13 protein-coding genes and 2 tRNA genes are annotated in these 17,282 nt (G+C 73.2%); 4 read left to right on the top strand and 11 right to left on the bottom strand.

Annotated features, from left to right (window positions below; genetic code table 11):
- Positions 1–79: 79 nt before the first annotated feature.
- A complete protein-coding gene (gene crgA / locus OIE69_RS20720) occupies positions 80–334 on the top strand; it encodes a cell division protein CrgA (protein ID WP_089229113.1) in 255 nt (84 codons plus the stop codon).
- A gap of 241 nt (positions 335–575) precedes the next feature.
- Here the strand turns inward: crgA and OIE69_RS20715 are convergent, their stop codons facing one another.
- On the bottom strand, positions 576–1,430 hold the full coding sequence (locus OIE69_RS20715) for a rhomboid family intramembrane serine protease (protein WP_326573692.1): 855 nt from the start codon (positions 1,428–1,430) through the stop codon (positions 576–578).
- A 71-nt stretch (positions 1,431–1,501) separates the two neighbouring features.
- Positions 1,502–2,029 carry a peptidylprolyl isomerase gene (locus OIE69_RS20710; RefSeq protein WP_326581296.1) on the bottom strand — a complete coding sequence of 176 codons (528 nt, stop codon included), beginning with the start codon at positions 2,027–2,029 and terminating at the stop codon, positions 1,502–1,504.
- A gap of 218 nt (positions 2,030–2,247) precedes the next feature.
- Here OIE69_RS20710 and OIE69_RS20705 point away from each other — a divergent pair, with 218 nt between their 5' ends.
- Positions 2,248–3,015, top strand: a complete 768-nt coding sequence (locus OIE69_RS20705; protein ID WP_326573690.1) for a DUF5324 family protein — start codon at positions 2,248–2,250, stop codon at positions 3,013–3,015.
- A gap of 94 nt (positions 3,016–3,109) precedes the next feature.
- Here OIE69_RS20705 and OIE69_RS20700 read toward each other — a convergent pair whose 3' ends face one another.
- The 3 genes from OIE69_RS20700 to OIE69_RS20690 form a co-directional block, all read right to left on the bottom strand.
- Positions 3,110–4,705 carry an MFS transporter gene (locus OIE69_RS20700; protein ID WP_326573687.1) on the bottom strand — a complete coding sequence of 532 codons (1,596 nt, stop codon included), beginning with the start codon at positions 4,703–4,705 and terminating at the stop codon, positions 3,110–3,112.
- A gap of 56 nt (positions 4,706–4,761) precedes the next feature.
- Complete coding sequence (locus OIE69_RS20695; RefSeq protein WP_326573685.1) at positions 4,762–8,112, bottom strand: AfsR/SARP family transcriptional regulator; 3,351 nt, start codon at positions 8,110–8,112, stop codon at positions 4,762–4,764.
- A gap of 125 nt (positions 8,113–8,237) precedes the next feature.
- A tRNA-Ala gene (locus OIE69_RS20690) sits at positions 8,238–8,310 on the bottom strand.
- A 111-nt stretch (positions 8,311–8,421) separates the two neighbouring features.
- Between OIE69_RS20690 and OIE69_RS20685 the strand changes: the two genes are divergently transcribed.
- Positions 8,422–8,988, top strand: coding sequence for a helix-turn-helix domain-containing protein (locus OIE69_RS20685; protein ID WP_326573683.1), 567 nt, complete (start codon positions 8,422–8,424; stop codon positions 8,986–8,988).
- Positions 8,981–10,231, top strand: a complete 1,251-nt coding sequence (locus OIE69_RS20680) for a serine/threonine-protein kinase (RefSeq protein WP_326573681.1) — start codon at positions 8,981–8,983, stop codon at positions 10,229–10,231. Before OIE69_RS20685 ends, OIE69_RS20680 begins: the two co-directional genes overlap by 8 nt.
- On the opposite strand, the gene OIE69_RS20675 is transcribed toward OIE69_RS20680, so the two are convergent.
- The 6 genes from OIE69_RS20675 to gyrA all read right to left on the bottom strand — a co-directional run bounded on the left by OIE69_RS20675 (position 10,217) and on the right by gyrA (position 17,268).
- Positions 10,217–11,452, bottom strand: coding sequence for a hypothetical protein (locus tag OIE69_RS20675; protein ID WP_326573679.1), 1,236 nt, complete (start codon positions 11,450–11,452; stop codon positions 10,217–10,219). The genes OIE69_RS20680 and OIE69_RS20675 overlap by 15 nt on opposite strands.
- A complete protein-coding gene (locus tag OIE69_RS20670) occupies positions 11,449–13,347 on the bottom strand; it encodes a vWA domain-containing protein (protein ID WP_326573677.1) in 1,899 nt (632 codons plus the stop codon). The genes OIE69_RS20675 and OIE69_RS20670 overlap by 4 nt, the downstream gene beginning before the upstream one ends.
- Before the next feature lie 165 nt (positions 13,348–13,512).
- Complete coding sequence (locus tag OIE69_RS20665; protein ID WP_018559211.1) at positions 13,513–13,653, bottom strand: DLW-39 family protein; 141 nt, start codon at positions 13,651–13,653, stop codon at positions 13,513–13,515.
- Positions 13,654–13,808: 155 nt separating this feature from the next.
- Positions 13,809–13,882 (bottom strand) — tRNA-Ile (locus tag OIE69_RS20660).
- A gap of 53 nt (positions 13,883–13,935) precedes the next feature.
- The gene (locus tag OIE69_RS20655; RefSeq protein ID WP_392567666.1) at positions 13,936–14,598 is read right to left on the bottom strand and encodes a DUF3566 domain-containing protein; all 663 of its coding nucleotides are present in this window, start codon (positions 14,596–14,598) and stop codon (positions 13,936–13,938) included.
- A gap of 60 nt (positions 14,599–14,658) precedes the next feature.
- Entirely contained in the window at positions 14,659–17,268 is a 2,610-nt protein-coding gene (gyrA, locus tag OIE69_RS20650) for a DNA gyrase subunit A (protein WP_326573672.1), read from the bottom strand.
- Positions 17,269–17,282: the final 14 nt, after the last annotated feature.

The raw sequence follows: 17,282 nt of genomic DNA, 5'->3' as shown, positions 1-17,282 counted from the left end.
ATGGTCCCTCCAGTCGTCCGGCCGCACACACAAGACGTCACACGCGCGGTTACGCAGCGCATCGACAGGAGAGTCCCTCGTGCCGAAGTCACGGATCCGCAAGAAGGCCGACTTCACTCCGCCCCCGGAGAAGACCACCCCCATAAAGCTGAAGTCCGGCCGCGGCTGGGTGGCTCCGCTCATGCTGGCGCTGTTCCTCGTCGGCCTGGCGTGGATCGTGGTCTTCTACGTGACGCAGGGCAGCTTCCCGATCGAGCAACTGGGCAACTGGAACATCGCGGTCGGCTTCGGCTTCATCGCGGGCGGGTTCGTCGTGTCCACGCAGTGGAAATAGCAGCTCGCACAGTTATCCACAGGCGTCATCCACAGTGTTGAAAAGGTCGCATGATCTGTGGATAACCACTGGCCGGTTGACACCGGTGTGACCGGTGGTCCGATGTACGGACCACCGGTCTTTCATTGATCTTGCAGGTCAGACACGGTGTGTACGGGCTCGCGCACGGCTTGCCCGCACGATGCACAGGAGGCCTCCGCCTCTCTGTGGATAACGTCTGATCAACGGTGCGCGTTACGGCCTACGCGGAGATATTCGCGACCCCGGCCCACACCGTGACCGCCACGGCGGCCAGCATCGCCACGCACGTCCCCCACTGGACCAGCGCCCGGCGCGAGCGCGGCGCGTACGCCATCGCGACGGCGATGACCGCCCCGGTGACGAGACCGCCGATGTGCGCCTCCCAGCTGATGTTCGCCCAGGTGAAGGTGAACAGCAGGTTCAGCCCGAGCAGGATCAGGACGGGCCGCATGTCCATCCGCAGCCGCTTCACGAAGACGGCCGTGGCGCCGAAGAGCCCGTAGATCGCACCCGAGGCGCCCAGGGTCAGGGTCTCCGGGGCCAGCAGCACCACCAGCGCGCTGCCCCCCAGCCCCGCGATCAGGTAGAGCGCGGTGTAGCGGGCCCGGCCGAGCAGCGTCTCCAGCGGACCGCCGATCCACCACAGCGAGAGCATGTTGAAGGCGATGTGCGCGAAGTCCTGGTGGAGGAACATCGAGCTCACCAGCCGGTACCACTCGCCGGGTCCGCCCGCCACGCCGCACTGCACGCTGTCGGGGACGTAGCACGGGGTGAAGAGCCCCAGCGCCTTGACGAAAGGCCCGCCCTCGACCCTGGCGAGCAGGAAGACCAGCAGGTTCAGCCCGATCAGGACCTTGGTGACCAGCCGGGGGTCCCCGGCCACCGAGCCGCCCGCCACCGTGCGGGGTTCGGCGGCCTGGGCCGCGCGACGGCCCTCCCGCACGCACTCCGGGCAGTGGAAGCCGACCGACGCGTTGATCATGCACTCCGGGCAGATCGGCCGCTCACAGCGCGAGCAGCGGATCCCGGTCTCCCGGTCCGGGTGCCGGTAGCAGCGGACGGCCTGGTCGGTCATGTCTCAGCCCTTCGCAGCGGAATCGCCCCGCCCGTCATACGCACGGGCGGGGCGTTCGGGTTCCCGGGACCTCAGCGACGCTCGATCAGGACGCTCTGGATCACGACGTCCTCCAGCGGACGCTCGGTGCGCGGGTTGGTGGGGGTGGTCGCGATGGAGTCCACGACCTTCTGGCTGGCGGGGTCGGTGACCTCGCCGAAGATGGTGTGCTTGCGGGTGAGCCACGCGGTCGGGGCGACCGTGATGAAGAACTGCGAGCCGTTGGTGCCCGGGCCGGCGTTGGCCATGGCCAGGAGGTAGGGCTTGGTGAAGCCGAGGTCCGGGTGGAACTCGTCGGGGAACTGGTAGCCGGGACCGCCGGTGCCGTTGCCCAGCGGGTCGCCGCCCTGGATCATGAAGCCGGAGATGACCCGGTGGAAGACCGTGCCGTCGTAGAGAGGGTCGCGGGAGGTCCGACCGGTGTGGGGGTCCGTCCACTCCCGGCCGCCCTCGGCGAGCTCCACGAAGTTCTTGACCGTCTTCGGCGCGTGGTTCGGCAGCAGCCGGACGGTGATGTCCCCGTGGTTGGTCTTCAGGGTGGCGTAGAGCTGCTCGGCCACGATCTTGCCTTCCATAGTCCTCACTGACAGGGGCAAATCCTCGCATGCCGCGGCATCCCGAACGCAACTGTCGCGCCGCAGGTCATCCGGTGGCATCGTCGGTGAAGGCTCCCCTTGACCCGGATGCCCGTACGCACATGCCGTACCCCGCGGCGGCGGGCATGATTTCAAACCGGGTGGAAAGGCGAAAACCGAACGCCACCGAGGAGGAGGTTCTCGTGACCCGCATCGACAGCGTGCGCGACGCAGCCGAGAGGACGAGGGTCAGCGTGCGGCACGCCGCGGACGTGGTGGCGCCGTACGCCGACACAGCGAAGCTCAACGCCGCGCACTACACGGACGAGGCCAGGCTCTACCTGGCACCGCGGGTGTCGGCGGCCGGGCGGCAGGCCCGCGCGGCGGCCCGGACTCAGTACGACGCGCACCTGGCGGCGCGTCTCGACCAGGCCCTGGCGGCGGTGCCGCCGGGCGTCCAGCAGAAGGTGGGGACCGCCGCCCGGCGCACCCGTGACACCGCCCGTCTGGCGGCGGAGTTCACGGCGCCGCGGATGGGCCAGGCGGTGACCACCGTGCGCAGCGTCGCGGCTCCGGCCGCGGAGGAGGCGGCCGCCCGCAGCGCCGCCGCCGTCGCCGTGCTGCGCAGCCACGTCACGGCGGACGACATCCGCAAGCTGGAGCGCCGCCGCGAGCGCCGGGCCCGCAACGGGCGGTTCGCCAAGGGCCTGCTGCTGGCGGGCCTCGTCGCCGGGGCGGGCTTCGCGGCGTGGAAGTGGTGGAGCAAGCAGACCAACCCCGACTGGCTGGTGGAGCCCGCGCCCGCCACCGAGGTCGCCGACCGCGCCTCCCTCAACGGCGGCGTCGGGGCCGACGCCTCGTTCGGCAAGGTCGACGGCTCGCCGGTGGAGGCCCTCGACCCGGAGGTACAGGCCAAGCAGGCGGAGTCGGACGCCGACGACCGTCGCGACCGCGGGGACACCTACCCGTGACGTGACGGCCCGGACACCGGCAGCGGTGTGACACGGCAGGCAGGAGGGCGGCGGACCCGTGACGGGTCCGCCGCCCTCCTGCCGTACGCACCCGTCACCGTCCGGACGGCGCGGCCGTCGGCAGGACCTCCTCCTCGGGGTCGGGGATCTCCGCCGGCACCCCGCGCAGGGTGTACAGCGCCGCTACGGCGCCCACGGCGAGCAGCACCGCCCCCACCACGGCGGTGACCTGCACGCTGTGGCAGAAGGCGTCCTTCGCGGCCGCCAGCAGCGCGATCCCGTCCGCCGCGGGCACCCGCGCAGCCGCCTCGAAGGCCCCGCCCACCGACTCCCGGGCGGCGTCCGCGGTGCCCGCGGGCAGCCCCGAGGGCAGGACGAGGGCGTCGCGGTAGATCGCGCCGAGCAGCGAGCCGAGGATCGCGATGCCCAGCGAGCCGCCCATCTCCATGGCGGTCTCCGAGACGGCGGCGGCCGCGCCGGTCCGCTCCTTGGGGGCACTCGCCAGAATCGTGTCGTTGGTGACGGAGACGATCAGGATGATGCCCGCGCCGTTGACGACCAGCGGTGCCAGCAGCCCCCAGTACGGCATCCCCGGCGAGGACAGCGAGCCGAGCCCCGCGGTGCTCGCGGACAGCAGCACCAGCCCGAGTGCCACCACCCGCGCCCGGCCCAGCCGCGGGATCAGCGCGGTGGCCAGCGGAGCGGCGAAGGCCGCGGCCAGCGGGCCGGGGAGCAGCGCCAGCCCCGCGGTGAAGGGCGACCAGCCGCGGACGACCTGGAAGTACAGGGAGAAGGCGAGCGACAGCGTGGACGAGGCGAAGATCATGACCAGGTTGGAGCCGACCGCGCCGCTGAAGGCCGGGTTTCGGAACAGCCGCAGGTCGATCAGGGGTTCCTCGACGCGCACCTGGCGGCGGGCGAACAGCGTCAGGGCCGCCGTCGCGACCGCCGCGGCGATCCACACGGGCGCGTGGTCCGCGCCGTCCCGGAAGCCCTCCTTGATCGCGTAGACGGCTCCCACGACACCGACGACCGACAGCGGCACGCCGATCCAGTCGAGCCGGCCCGGCCGCGGGTTGCGTGACTCCGGCAGCACCAGGACACCGGCCACCAGGACGACGGCCATGAGCGGGACGTTGATCAGGAAGACCGAGCCCCACCAGAAGTGGTCCAGCAGCAGGCCTCCGACGACCGGGCCGAGCGCGAAACTCGCGGCGCCGATGCCGCTGCTGATCCCGATCGCCGTGGTGCGCTCCCTGGGGTCGGTGAAGGCGTGCCGCACGACGGAGAGCGTGGAGGGGACCATCGCCGCCCCGGCGACGCCGAGCAGCGCGCGGCCCGCGATCAGTGCCCCGGGGGTGGGAGCGTAGGCGGTGAGAAGCGACGCCACGCCGAAGGCGGCGGCACCCAGCAGCATCATCCGCTTGCGGCCGAGCCGGTCGCCGAGGTTGCCCATGACGACCAGCAGGCCGCCCATGGCGAAGCCGTAGACGTCGGAGATCCACAGGATCTCGGTGCCGGAGGGGCCCATGTCCCTCAGCAGCGAGGGGATGGCGTAGTTGAGCACGCTGTTGTCGATGCCGAGGAGCATGGCGGCGAGGCAGCAGACGGCGAGGGCGGCCCACCGGTGGCGGGCGGGGGCCGCGGGGGCCGCGGCCGCGGCGTCGTGTGTCCTTGCGGGATTCGTCATGGCCGACACGGTGCGCGCGAGCGCTGACCGGCCGCGCACCGCGAGCTGACCGGCGGCTACGGGCGCCCGGTCAGCGCGGTCAGCGCCCGCAGCGCCCGGTCGGCGGGGAGCCGCGCACCGCGCGCAAGCGCCTCCTCGTGGGCCGGGTCGCCGAGGGCGGCCCGCACGGCGTCCTCGGTGCGGGCGGCGTCGGGACCGGCCGGCACCTGCGGACCGCGCAGCGCACGGCCCAGGCCCAGGAGTTCGGCGGCCCGCGCGGGGTCCCCCTCGGCGAGCGCGAGCCCGGCGAAGGCATCGGCGAGGTTCGCCGCGAGCGGCAGGTCGCGGGCCCCGTGCTCCACGTCGGCCGCCTCACGGAAGTACCCGCGGGCGGCGGCCGTGCCGCCCTCCTCGAGGGCGATCCTGCCGAGGGCGATGTGCGCCTCGGCGCGGGCGCTCTCGCCGGTGTACCAGCCGTCCAGCGACTCGGACAGGGCCAGCCCCGACAGCCGCCGCGCCTCGGCGAGGTCGCCGGTCAGCCGGGCGCACTCGCCGAGGCCCAGGTGGGCCCCGGCGAACATCTCCCGGGCGCCGCAGCGGCGGGCGAGCTCCAGGCCGCGCGTGAAGTCGGCCCGGGCCTCCTCGTACCGTCCGGCCCGCAGACCGCATCTGCCGCGCTCCCCGAGCAGTTCGGCGACGCTTTCGGTGGCGCCCAGCTCGGCGGCGTGGCCGAGGGCCTCGTCGATCAGCCCCACGGCCCGCGCCACGTCACCGCGGGCACCGGACAGCCAGGCGAGCTGGGTGAGGGCCATCGTGGCCCCCCAGCGGTCGCCCAGGGCGCGGAACCCGACGAGGGCCCGGCCGAACTCCCTGTCGGCGGCGGCGATGTCCCCGCCGACCATCCACGCGTGGAATCCCGAGCCGACGTGGACCAGTGCCTGCTGCCAGGGTTCGAGGAGGCTCGTCGCGCTCACCGCGTACCGGGCGTACGTCTCGTCGTCCGGCACCCCGGCGAAGGGCGCCCAGAGCAGGTTCAGCACGGGGTAGCGGCGGGCCATCCCGCCGAGCCCGGCGACGACGTCCGTGGCGGCCGCCAGGTGGACGGCGAGTTCGGCCTGGTCCGCGGTGACGGAGGCGGCGGTGATCACGCACAGCGCGTACTCCTCCGCCAGCCCCGGCAGCCCGCCGGGCCCGGTCGCCGCCAGCAGCTCGCGGGCGGGCTGGGCGCCCTCGTACCGTATGCCGCGCAGCATCCAGTACGTGCACAGGGCGGCGAGCAGCCGCAGCGCCAGGGCGGTGTCGCCCGCGGCCACCGAACCGCGCAGCGCGGCGTGCAGGTTGTCGTGGTCGGCGGTGAGGCGGCGCAGCCACTCCAGTTGCTCGGCGCGGCGCAGCCACGGGTCGGCGGTCAGCGCCAGGTCGAGGAAGTACGCGGCGTGCGCCCCGCGCAGCGTCTCCGACTCGCCCGTCTCCGCGAGGCGTTCGGCGGCGTACGCCCTGATGGTCTGGAGCAGCCGGTAGCGGACACCGCCCTCACCTTCTCCCTCCCCGTCCGGACGGTCCACCACCAGCAGCGACTTGTCGGCGAGGGAGGCGAGCAGGTCGAGCATGTCCTCGGCGTCGATGGCGTCACCGCCCGCCGGGCCGGCCACCGGTCCCGCGCAGATCGCCTCGGCGGCCGGCAGCGTCCAGCCCCCGGTGAAGACGGAGGCGCGGCTCAGCACGGTGCGCTCGTCCTCCGGCAGCAGCTCCCAGCTCCAGTCGACGACGCCGCGCAGGGTCCGCTGGCGCGGCTGGGCGGTGCGACTGCCCCGGGAGAGCAGCCGGAAGCGGTCACCCGGCCCGGCGAGCACGTCCCCGAGCCGGGCGGCGATGTCGGCGGCCGACAGCGACCGCAGGCGCGCGGCGGCCAGCTCGATGGCGAGCGGGACGCCGTCCAGCGCACGGCAGATCCGGGCGGCCGCCTCGGAGTCGGGCAACCGGCCGGACGGGCTCACGGCGGCGGCCCGCTCCAGGAACAGCCGGACGGCGGGGGAGCCGAGCACGTCCTTCTCCGGCGCGCCGGGCACCGGCAGGGGCAGCGGTTCCAGTGGGCAGAGCGTCTCGCCGTTCACGCCGAGCGCCTCCCGGGTGGTCGCCAGCACCCTTACCCGCGGGCAGGCGGCCAGCAGCTCCGCGGCGATCCGGGCGACGTCGGCGATCAGGTGCTCGCAGTTGTCCAGCACGAGCAGCAGGTCCCGGTCGGTCAGCGCGGCCGTCAGGCGGGCGAGCGGCGCGCCCCCCGGGCCCGCGGCCTCACGCCCCGCGGTCCCGGGGAGCGGGCCCGCCTCCCGCAGACCCAGGGCCCCAGCGATCGCCTGCGGCACCTCGGAGCCATGGGTCAGCCCGGAGAGGTCCACGAAGCGGACCTCGCCCGTGTGCCGTCCGGCCGCCTCCACGGCGACACGCGTCTTGCCCGCGCCGCCCGGGCCGATCAGGGTGACCAGCCTGGCGTCGGAGATCCGCGCGCCGATCCGTGCCAGCTCCTCCTCACGGCCGATGAAGCTGGTCAGCTGGGCGGGCAGGCCGTGCCGGAGGGGAGACGCGGCCGGGTCGCCCGCGGACGGTGTTTCACGTGAAACAACCGAAGCCCGGGCATCCGGCGCACCCCCGGCGCCCCCGGAGAAGGAGACCGGTACGGGACGAGCCGGGCCCGGCTCGCCGCGCAGCACCGCCAGATGCGCCTCCGCCAGCTCCGGGCCGGGGTCCGCGCCGAGGGACTCGGCGAGTTCACGCCGCGCGTCCTCGTACACCCGCAGCGCCTCGGACTGGCGGCCGCAGCCGTACAGCGCGCGCATCAACTGGGCCCGCAGCCGTTCCCGCAGCGGGTAGCGGGAGACCAGCTCCTGCAGCTCGGCGACGAGTTCCCGGTGGTGCCGGGCGTCCAACACCAACTCGGCCGCGATCCGGTCCTCCACCGCCGCGATCCGCAGTTCCTCCAGCCGCGTCACCTGCGCCCGCGCGAAGGGTGCTTCGCCCACGTCCGCCAGGGCGGAGCCCCGCCACAGGTCCAGCGCGCCGCGCAGCAGGCCCGCGGCCTTCCCGGGGTCACCGGCGGCCAGCGCCTCCCGGCCCTCGGCAGCGAGGCGTTCAAAGCGGTGCACGTCCACCTCGTCCCGGGCGACCAGCAGCCGGTAGCCCCCGGGAGGGCGCTCGATGGGCACGCCCACGGCCGCGCGCAGCCGCGAGACCTGGGACTGCAGCGCGTTGCCGACCCCGGTCGGCGGCTCGTCCCCGTACAGCCCGTCGATCAGCCGCTCGGTGCTGACGATCCGGCCCGCCTCCAGCAGCAGCATCGCCAGCAGCGCCCGCCGTCCCGGGCCTCCGACGGCGGCGGTGCCCCCGTCGTCCCGCAGCGCTCTCGTCTCCCCCAGAATGCCGAAACGCACGCCGCCGATTCTGCCGCACGAACGCGCCGGCGCTCCCGGAGGGATCCGGAGGGCGATCCCGCACCCGGCTCCGGACACACGACAGGCCGGGACCTCGATGAGGTTCCCGGCCCGGTCGGACGGTGTGGAGCCTAGGGGAGTCGAACCCCTGACATCCGCCATGCAAAGACGGCGCTCTACCAACTGAGCTAAGGCCCCGTGCCGCAGACCAGCGTACCGGCTGCGGAGAGGATCACCGACCGAGTATCGGGGGTCCGTAGGATGACGGGCAAGTTCGCGGCCGCAAAGGTCCCCCGTCAGGAGCCCGCAATGGACACCTCGCAGCCGGACGCCACCACCCGCGTCCAGGACATGCAGCGCACCTGGTACGGCGAGCCGCTCGGCGTGCTGTTCCGCCGGCTCATGGAGTCCCTGGGGCTGAACCAGGCACGGCTGGCGGGGGTGCTGGGGCTGTCGGCGCCGATGCTGTCCCAGCTGATGAGCGGACAGCGCGCGAAGATCGGCAACCCCGCGGTGGTGCAGCGGCTCCAGGCGCTGCAGGAGCTCGCCTCGGAGGTGTCCGGCGGAGCGGTGACCGCGGCGGACGCCGTGCCGCGGATGGAGGAGATCCGGGGATCCGCGGGCTCCCCGCTGCTCGGCACCACCCAGAGCACGACCGGGACGCCGCTGCCGCCCGCGCGCCGGGTCGTCCACGAGGTCCGCGCGCTGCTGCACGAGGTCGCCTCGCCGGCCGAGATCGCCGAGGCGGCCGACTCCCTCGCCCACCGCCACCCCCAACTGGCAGAGTTCCTCCGGGTGTACGGTGCCGGGCCGTCCGACGCGGCGGTCCGGGACTACGAGGCGCGGAAACAGGGGGCGGACGCACACCATGGGTGAGGTCTTCGCGGGCCGGTACGAACTGGTCGATCCGATCGGCCGCGGCGGGGTGGGCGAGGTGTGGCGCGCCTGGGACCGGCGGCGCGGGCGCTACGTGGCGGCCAAGGTGCTGCTGCAACGGGACGCCCACGCCCTGCTGCGCTTCGTCCGGGAGCAGGCGCTGCGCATCGACCACCCGTACGTCCTCGCCCCCACGAGCTGGGCGGCCGACGACGACAAGGTGCTGTTCACCATGGACCTGGTGCGCGGCGGCTCGCTGTCGCACCTCATCGGCGACTACGGCCCGCTCCCTGCGCGCTATGTCAGCGGCCTGCTCGACCAGTTGCTGTCCGGCCTGACGGCCGTGCACGCCGAGGGCGTGGTGCACCGGGACATCAAACCCGCGAACCTGCTGATGGAGGCGACCGGCACCGGGCGCCCGCACCTGCGCCTGTCGGACTTCGGCATCGCCATGCGCAAGGGGGAGCCCCGGCTCACCGCGGCCGACTACGTGGTGGGCACCCCGGGTTACTTCGCCCCGGAGCAGCTGCTCGGCGCCGAGCCGGACTTCCCCGCCGACCTGTACGCGACGGGGCTGGTCGCCCTCTATCTGCTCAGCGGCAGCAAGCCCGACGCGGAGGCGGTCGTCACCCAGTACGCCCACGGCATGCCCCGGGCCCCGCGGGGCGTCCCCGGGCCGCTGTGGGAGGTGATCGGCACCCTGTTGCAGCCGGACCCCGAGGCCCGCTTCCGCACCGCCTCGGGCGCCCGCAAGGCCCTGGCGGCCGCGGTCGAACTGCTGCCGGACCCGGAGCCGGACGAGGAGGCCGTCGAGGTCTTCGACCAGATCGGGCCGCTCCCCGCGGGCTTCTCCCCCGACGGCCCGATCGATCCGGCCCCGTCCGTGGAGGAGACCGGGAGCTTCCGCCTGCCGCCGCCCGCCCCCCGCCCGCTCGCGACGGCCCCGACGCCGCCCACACCGGCGACGCAGGCGCCGGTCACCCCGGCGCCCACCCGTCCGTACACGGCCACCGCGACGGGTGCCGGCGCCGCGGTGGCCGCTCCCGCCGCCGCCCTCGCACCGCCGGTGCCACCGCCCCCGGCCGTCGCCCCGGCCGTCGCCCCGGCCGTGACCGCCGCCCATGCCGCCACGCAGGCACCCGCGCGTCGCCCCGGCCCTCCCGCCAGGGTCGTCGTGCCGATGCTGCTGGTCGCGGCCCTCTGCCTCGCCTTCGGCTTCTGGGCGCTGTCAGCGTCCTCCTGAGACCGCGGCAGGACCGCGCCGCGCGGCCACCGTCCAGACCGCGAGCGACAGCAGCAGCACGGTGCCGGCGCCCAGCGCCGCGAAGCCGAGGGCGCGCAGCAGCGGGTTCCCCGAGCCGGGCTCCCCGGGCAGACCCAGGTCCTTGCCCGGGTCACCGTCGTAGGACGGTCCGGCCTGCGCGGTGCCCTCGACGTTGACCCGCAGGGTGACCGGGACGGCTCCGTCGACAAAGCCCGCGACCTCCGGGTGCACCGACACCGCCAGGTAGTAGGAGCCGTCGAAACGGGCCGCCGTCACGGCGTCACCGCTCTCGTAGCGGTTGGCGTAGGCGACCCTGCCGGTCGTGGCGGTGACGGAGGTCTGCTCGCCCGAGTAGGAGGCGGTGTCGGTGCCGATGAAGGCCCAGCGGGGGTTGTAGACCTCCACGCGCACACCGGAGCCGCTGTAGCCGCCCGGCTTCGTCACGTCCGCATTGGCGAAGTCCGCCGCGACCCAGGCCTGTTGTCCCCAGCCGACCGGCACCCGGTAGAAGCGCGTCTGACCGGGCAGCACCTCGTCCCGCCAGACCCCGGTGCCCAGAGCCCCGGCATGGGCGAGGTCCGCGCCGCCGGTGGTGCCGCGGGCGGTGCCGCTCTGGGGCACCGGCGTCCGCGTGCCGGGGCTGAGGGCGGGCCCGGGCGTGGCCCCGCCGGTGAGCCCCGGCTCCTCGGTGAGACGGATCTGCAGCGGCCAGGGCGCGGCGTCCGAGGTGCCCTGCGACGTGCGGGTCACCTCCAGGACGTACGCGTGCGCCTCCTGGCACGGCCCGCCCTTGGCGATGGTGCGCTTGACCCAGGTGCCGATCGGCCGCGCCGCCCCGTCGGCCGAGAACGTCCGGTGGCCGCTGTCGCAGCGGGTGCCGTCGGTGCTGGTCAGCGTCAGCTCGATGCCGTCCCCGTACGCGACCTCTGTGCCCGGACGGGGCAGCGCGAAGACGGCGAGGTAGGACGAGTGCACCGCGTCCAGGTCGAGGGCGTAGTTCCTGCCGCCCTCGTCCGCCGCCAGGCTGTCCCGGTACAGGACGCCCGGTTTGAGCTGCGGGGCGTCCGCGGTGCTCGCCCGGCCCTGTATCCGCTCGCCCTGCGGCTGCCAGGAGGGGACCGCCGGGTCGGCGGACGCCGCTCCCGCCGCTCCCGCCAGCAGCGCGAGCGCCGCAGCCGATGTGAGTGCCCTCCGGATCATGCCCCGTCCCTCCGTCTGCGGCCCAGCAGGACCACCGTCCCGACCCCGGCGAGCGCCACCGCGCCGCCCGCGGCAGCCGCGACCGCGTCGCTCGCCGTCATGAAGCCTCCTCCGTCCGCGGCGGCGCCGGCCACGGTGGTGTCCGTGCCCCCGGCGCCCGACCCGCCGCCGCGTGCGGGTGCCCCGTACTCCGGCCCGGCCAGCTCCGTACCCGCCACGTCCACGCGCAGGACGACCCGTACCGCCGCGTTCCGCGCCAGCCCCGCCGCGCCCGGCCCCAGCGACACGGCGACGTAGTGCTCGCCCGCCGTACGGGCGCCCCGGGCGCTGCCGCCCGCGACCCAGCGGTTGGTCCACGTCACCGGCACGGTCCCGAGCCCCACGGACAGCGGCCGCCCGTAGTAGCCGCGGCGCTGCGAGGCACCGGAGGCATCGCCCAGAGGCTGCCGTCCCGGCCCGTACGCGGCCGTCGCCACGAAGGAGGAGGCCGTGGAACCCCCCTGCAGGAGCGGTTCGTTGGCGAAGTCGGCGGAGTAGGTCAGACGCTGTCCCCAGCCCACCCGCACCTTGTAGAAGCGCGTCTGCCCGGGCAGCAGCGTGTCGCGCCAGATGCCCGTGCCGAGCCTGCGCGCGTCGTTGAACCCCGTACCGCCCTCGACGTCGTGCGGTGCGCCCGTCAGGACCGCCGGAGGGTCCCCGTAGCGGGTGGCGGCCGGTGCAGGGGTGGCGCCCGCCGCGAACGGCCGCTCGGTGCCGTACCGCAGCTCCAGGGGCCAGCGGGCCCGGTCGGAACCGGCGGCACTGGTGCGGTGCACGGAGAGCACATAGCGCCCGGCCTTGTCGCATGCGCCGTCCCGGTCGTCACTGGGGATCCGGCTGACGGCGCCGCCGACCACCATCGCGCCCTCGTCCTGCCCGAAGTGCGCCGAGTCCGAGCCGCAGGTGAGGGGATACCTGCCGGTGCCGGCCAGCCGCAGCTCGACACCGTCCCCGTACGCGGCCCCCACCCCCGGCCGCGGCACCGCGGTCACCGCCAGGTCGGCCGTGGAGGCCGCGTCCAGGGTCACCGCGTACCAGCGGGTCTCGCCGGGTCCGATGTCGTCGGTGTACTGGCCGGGGGACAGGGCCGGAGCACCGGGGGCAGCCGACCCGCCGGTCACCCGCCGCCCCTGGAGGCGGTACGCGTCCGCGCTCAACCGTGAGGCCCGCGTCAACTGCCGCACGAGCGAGGCGGAGTCGGGGGCGTCGTAATAGCTGCCGTGACCCGCCGCGGCGATGCACTCCAGCTGCTCACGGGCACCGCCCCGCACCTGGAAGCCGATGGTGTCGATCCGCAGGTCCGCGCCCTGCCCGGCAAGCCGTGCCGCCACCTCGCAGGGTTCGGGCGCCCCGCAGGTGTCCTCGCCGTCGGAGACCAGCACGATCGTCCGCCGCCCGCCCTCGGGCAGATCGGCGGCCGCCTTCTGCAGCGACAGACCGATGGGGGTGTCCCCCTTGGGCCGCACGCCCGCCACGGCCTGCTTCAGGGCGTCCCGGTCCAGGGGCCGTACGGGCTCCAGCAGCCGGGTGTCGTCGCAGCCGTGCTCCTTGCCCGCGCCGTAGACCCGCAGTCCCGTGGGGTAGCCGTCCGGCAGCGCGTCCACGACGGCTCCGACGGCCTGCCTGGCCGCCGTCATACGGGCGCCCGCCATGGAGCCGGAGGAGTCCAGCACCATGACCAGCCCGTCGCGGTCGCCGTCGTCGGCAGCGCCGGCCGCGGTGCCGGCGGCCTGTGCCGTCCCGGCCGGGCCCAGCAGGGCGCCCAGCACCGCGAGCCCGCACACGGCGGCCCCCAGCGGCCCCAGCCGCCCCAGCCGCCCCACGGGTCCGCATGGCAGCGCATTTCCTCGTCGCATGTGCTGTTCCCCCTCGCACATCTCCGGCCTCAGCGAAGCTATTGATTTGCGACAGCAAATACAAGCGGATCACGTCACGGTCGGGCAACAACGCCGCGGACATGACGAGGCCCCGACCACATCGTGATCGGGGCCTCGGGAATCCTTCGTCCGGGCTGTGCCGTCTCAGACGCTCGCGCCGGAACCCGCCGGAACGGAGTCCGTGGCCTCCGTCCACAGGTCCTGCTCGGCGCGGTCCGCCTGGATCTGGCGGTACACGAGGAGACCGCCGATGGCGGCCAGTGCGACCAGGAGAAACTTCTTCACCGCGCGACCTCGTCCTTCTTGCGTTGGGGGTCCTCCGACGGGCCCGACTATACACACCGGTCGATATCGAACGGTGACCTGCCACCGGATCCAACTCCGCCGACGCGGACAAAGAAACGGCCCGTACGGATGATCCGTACGGGCCGTTCACGCGGTGGGGCTAACAGGACTTGAACCTGTGGCCTCTTCCTTATCAGGGAAGCGCTCTAACCGTCTGAGCTATAGCCCCGCGCTGCGTTGCGTTGAAAGATTAGCGCACACGGGGCCGTGGCCCAAAATCGGTTACTCGTCCTCCGCCAGCGTCAGCTCGACGCCGCCCACCATGCCGGCCGACATGTTGTAGATGAAGGCGCCGAGCGTGGCCAGCGCCGTGGCCAGCACGACGTCGATGACCGCGATGACCGCCGTGAAGGTCAGCACGCGCGACATCGACAGGAACGACACCAGGTCGAAGCCGCCGTCCGAGCCGGACGAGGTGGCCTCGCTGAGCGTGCCGCCGACCGTCGTGAAGACGCCGATGGCGTCCATCACCATCCACAGCACCGCGACCGCGATGACCGTGCAGATGCCCAGCGCGATGGAGAGCAGGAAGCTGACCTTCATCACCGACCACGGGTCGGCCTTCGCCACCCGCAGCCGCGCCTTGCGCGTGCGCGGGACGGTACGGGCCGCCGGACGCGGCTGGCGGACGCCTGCGGTCGCGGGGCCCCCGGCCGGGGGCGCGTACGCCTGAGGCGGCTGGTGCGGGCCCTCCGGCTGGTGCTGGGGCTGCTGCGGCTGCTCGGTGACCGGGGCGCCGGGCGCGCCCCCGTAGGTCTGCTGGTGCACGGCGTGCTGGTGCTGCGATGGACGGGTGTCAGTCACGGTGATTCCCCCCTGGTGCGGGCCGTTGTCCGTACGTGGGCCAGGGGCACCGCCGATCGCGTCCGGAAGGGCGGCCGGCATCGGCTGCCCTCCGTCCGCGCCCGTCCCACCCGCGGCGCCCTCGGCTCCACTCACGGTCTTCTACTCCTCCGACTCGGCGGCCACGGGCTGCTCGCCCTCGGCCTCTTCGGCGGCGACGACCTCTTCGGCCTCCGCCCCCGCCTCGGCATTGCGGGCGACGCCCACAACTGCATCCTTTTTACCGAGGTTGATCAGTTGGACGCCCATGGTGTCACGCCCGGTTTCCCTGATCTCGTTGACACGGGTGCGAATCACACCGCCGCCGAGGGTGATGGCGAGGATCTCATCGGTCTCCTCCACCACCAGCGCCCCGACCAGGGAGCCCCGATCTTCGACGATCTTGGCCGCCTTGATGCCGAGTCCGCCGCGCCCCTGGACCCGGTACTCGTCCACACTGGTGCGCTTGGCGTACCCGCCGTCGGTGGCGGTGAAGACGAACGTACCCGGTCGCACGACATTCATCGAGAGCAGTTCGTCCCCTTCGCGGAAGCTCATGCCCTTCACACCCGATGTGGCACGGCCCATCGGGCGCAGCGACTCGTCCGTCGCGGTGAACCGGATGGACTGCGCCTTGCGGCTGACCAGCAGCAGGTCGTCGGCCGGGCCGACCAGCTCGGCGCCGATCAGCAGGTCCTCGCTGCCGTCCTCGGTCTCCCGCAGGTTGATCGCGATGACACCGCCGGAGCGGGGGGAGTCGTAGTCCTTCAGCGAGGTCTTCTTCACCAGGCCCGAGCGGGTGGCGAGCACCAGGTAGGGGGCCGCGTTGTAGTCGCGGATGGCCAGCACCTGGGCGATCTGCTCGTCCGGCTGGAAGGCCAGCAGGTTCGCCACGTGCTGCCCGCGGGCGTCACGGCCGACGTCCGGCAGTTCGTAGGCCTTGGCACGGTAGACCCGGCCCTTGTTGGTGAAGAACAGCAGCCAGTGGTGCGTGGTGGTGACGAAGAAGTGGTCGACGATGTCGTCTTCCCGCAGCTTCGTACCGCGCACGCCCTTGCCGCCGCGCTTCTGCGAGCGGTAGTCGTCCGTCTTGGTGCGCTTGACGTAGCCGCCACGGGTGATCGTGACGACGATGTCCTCCTCGGCGATCAGGTCCTCGATGGACATGTCACCGTCGAAGGGCACCAGCGCCGAGCGCCGGTCGTCGCCGAACTTGTCCACGATCGCCGACAGCTCGGTGCTGATGATGCCGCGCTGGAGTTCGGGCGAGGCCAGGATGCGGTTGTACTCGTTGATCTTCGCCTGGAGCTCGTCGTGCTCCTGGACGATCTTCTGCCGCTCCAGGGCCGCCAGGCGGCGGAGCTGCATCTCCAGGATCGCGTTGGCCTGGATCTCGTCGATCTCCAGCAGGCCCATCAGGCCCTCACGGGCCACGTCGACGGTCGCGCTGCGCCGGATGAGGGCGATGACCTCGTCGATCGCGTCCAGGGCCTTCAGCAGACCGCGCAGGATGTGCGCGCGCTCCTCGGCCTTGCGCAGCCGGAAGCGCGTCCGGCGGACGATGACCTCGATCTGGTGGGTCACCCACTGCTTGATGAACTGGTCCAGCGACAGCGTGCGCGGCACGCCGTCGACCAGCGCCAGCATGTTGGCGCCGAAGTTCGTCTGCAGGTCGGTGTGCTTGTAGAGGTTGTTCAGCACGACCTTGGCGACGGCATCGCGCTTGAGCACGATCACCAGGCGCTGCCCGGTCCGGGAGGAGGTCTCGTCCCGGACGTCGGCGATGCCGCCGACCCGGCCGTCCTTCACCAGGTCGGCGATCTTCTGCGCCAGGTTGTCGGGGTTGACCTGGTAGGGCAGCTCGGTGACGACCAGGCACTGCCGGCCCTGGATCTCCTCGACCTCGACCACCGCGCGCATCGTGATCGAGCCGCGCCCGGTGCGGTACGCCTCCTCGATGCCCTTGCGGCCCACCACCAGGGCGCCGGTCGGGAAGTCGGGACCCTTGATGCGCTCGATGAGCGCCTCCAGCAGGTCCTCGTTGGACGCCTCGGGGTTGGCCAGGTACCACTGGGCGCCCTCGGCGACCTCGCGCAGGTTGTGCGGCGGGATGTTGGTCGCCATGCCGACCGCGATGCCGGCGGAGCCGTTGATCAGCAGGTTGGGGAAGCGCGACGGCAGGACCGTCGGCTCCTGGTTGCGGCCGTCGTAGTTGTCCTGGAAGTCGACGGTGTCCTCGTCGATGTCCCGGACCATCTCCATGGAGAGCGGGGCCATCTTGCACTCGGTGTACCGCATGGCAGCCGCCGGGTCGTTGCCCGGGGAGCCGAAGTTGCCGTTGCTGTCCACCAGCGGCATGCGCATCGACCACGGCTGGGCCAGACGCACGAGCGCGTCGTAGATCGAGGAGTCGCCGTGCGGGTGGTACGTACCCATGACGTCACCGACGACACGGGCGCACTTGTAGAAGCCGCGCTCCGGGCGGTAGCCGCCGTCGTACATCGCGTACAGCACACGGCGGTGGACGGGCTTGAGGCCGTCCCGGACGTCGGGCAGCGCGCGCGACACGATGACGGACATCGCGTAGTCCAGGTAGCTGCGCTGCATCTCCGTCTCGAGGCCCACGGGCTCGATACGCATGGTGTCCGTCACCGCGGCGGCGCCCTCGGGGCCCTCGGGCGTGGCAGGGGTGGGGTTCTCCCCGCCGGAGACAGGGGAATTCTCGTCGGCCATTGCTGGTCAAAGTC

This window comes from Actinacidiphila glaucinigra, assembly GCF_035918135.1.
GTDB lineage: Bacteria > Actinomycetota > Actinomycetes > Streptomycetales > Streptomycetaceae > Actinacidiphila > Actinacidiphila glaucinigra.
Note: the sequence above shows the minus strand (reverse complement) of the source record. Positions and strands in the feature narration are given on the sequence as shown.

Excerpts from the sequence above, each read along its gene's own strand:
- OIE69_RS20680 (WP_326573681.1), top strand. The coding sequence starts at position 8,981 with ATGGGTGAGGTCTTCGCGGGCCGGTACGAACTGGTCGATCCGATCGGC.
- OIE69_RS20675 (WP_326573679.1), bottom strand. The coding sequence starts at position 11,452 with ATGATCCGGAGGGCACTCACATCGGCTGCGGCGCTCGCGCTGCTGGCG.
- OIE69_RS20685 (WP_326573683.1), top strand. The coding sequence starts at position 8,422 with ATGGACACCTCGCAGCCGGACGCCACCACCCGCGTCCAGGACATGCAG.
- OIE69_RS20655 (WP_392567666.1), bottom strand. The coding sequence starts at position 14,598 with ATGCCGGCCGCCCTTCCGGACGCGATCGGCGGTGCCCCTGGCCCACGT.
- OIE69_RS20700 (WP_326573687.1), bottom strand. The coding sequence starts at position 4,705 with ATGACGAATCCCGCAAGGACACACGACGCCGCGGCCGCGGCCCCCGCG.
- OIE69_RS20715 (WP_326573692.1), bottom strand. The coding sequence starts at position 1,430 with ATGACCGACCAGGCCGTCCGCTGCTACCGGCACCCGGACCGGGAGACC.
- OIE69_RS20670 (WP_326573677.1), bottom strand. The coding sequence starts at position 13,347 with ATGCGACGAGGAAATGCGCTGCCATGCGGACCCGTGGGGCGGCTGGGG.
- gyrA (WP_326573672.1), bottom strand. The coding sequence starts at position 17,268 with ATGGCCGACGAGAATTCCCCTGTCTCCGGCGGGGAGAACCCCACCCCT.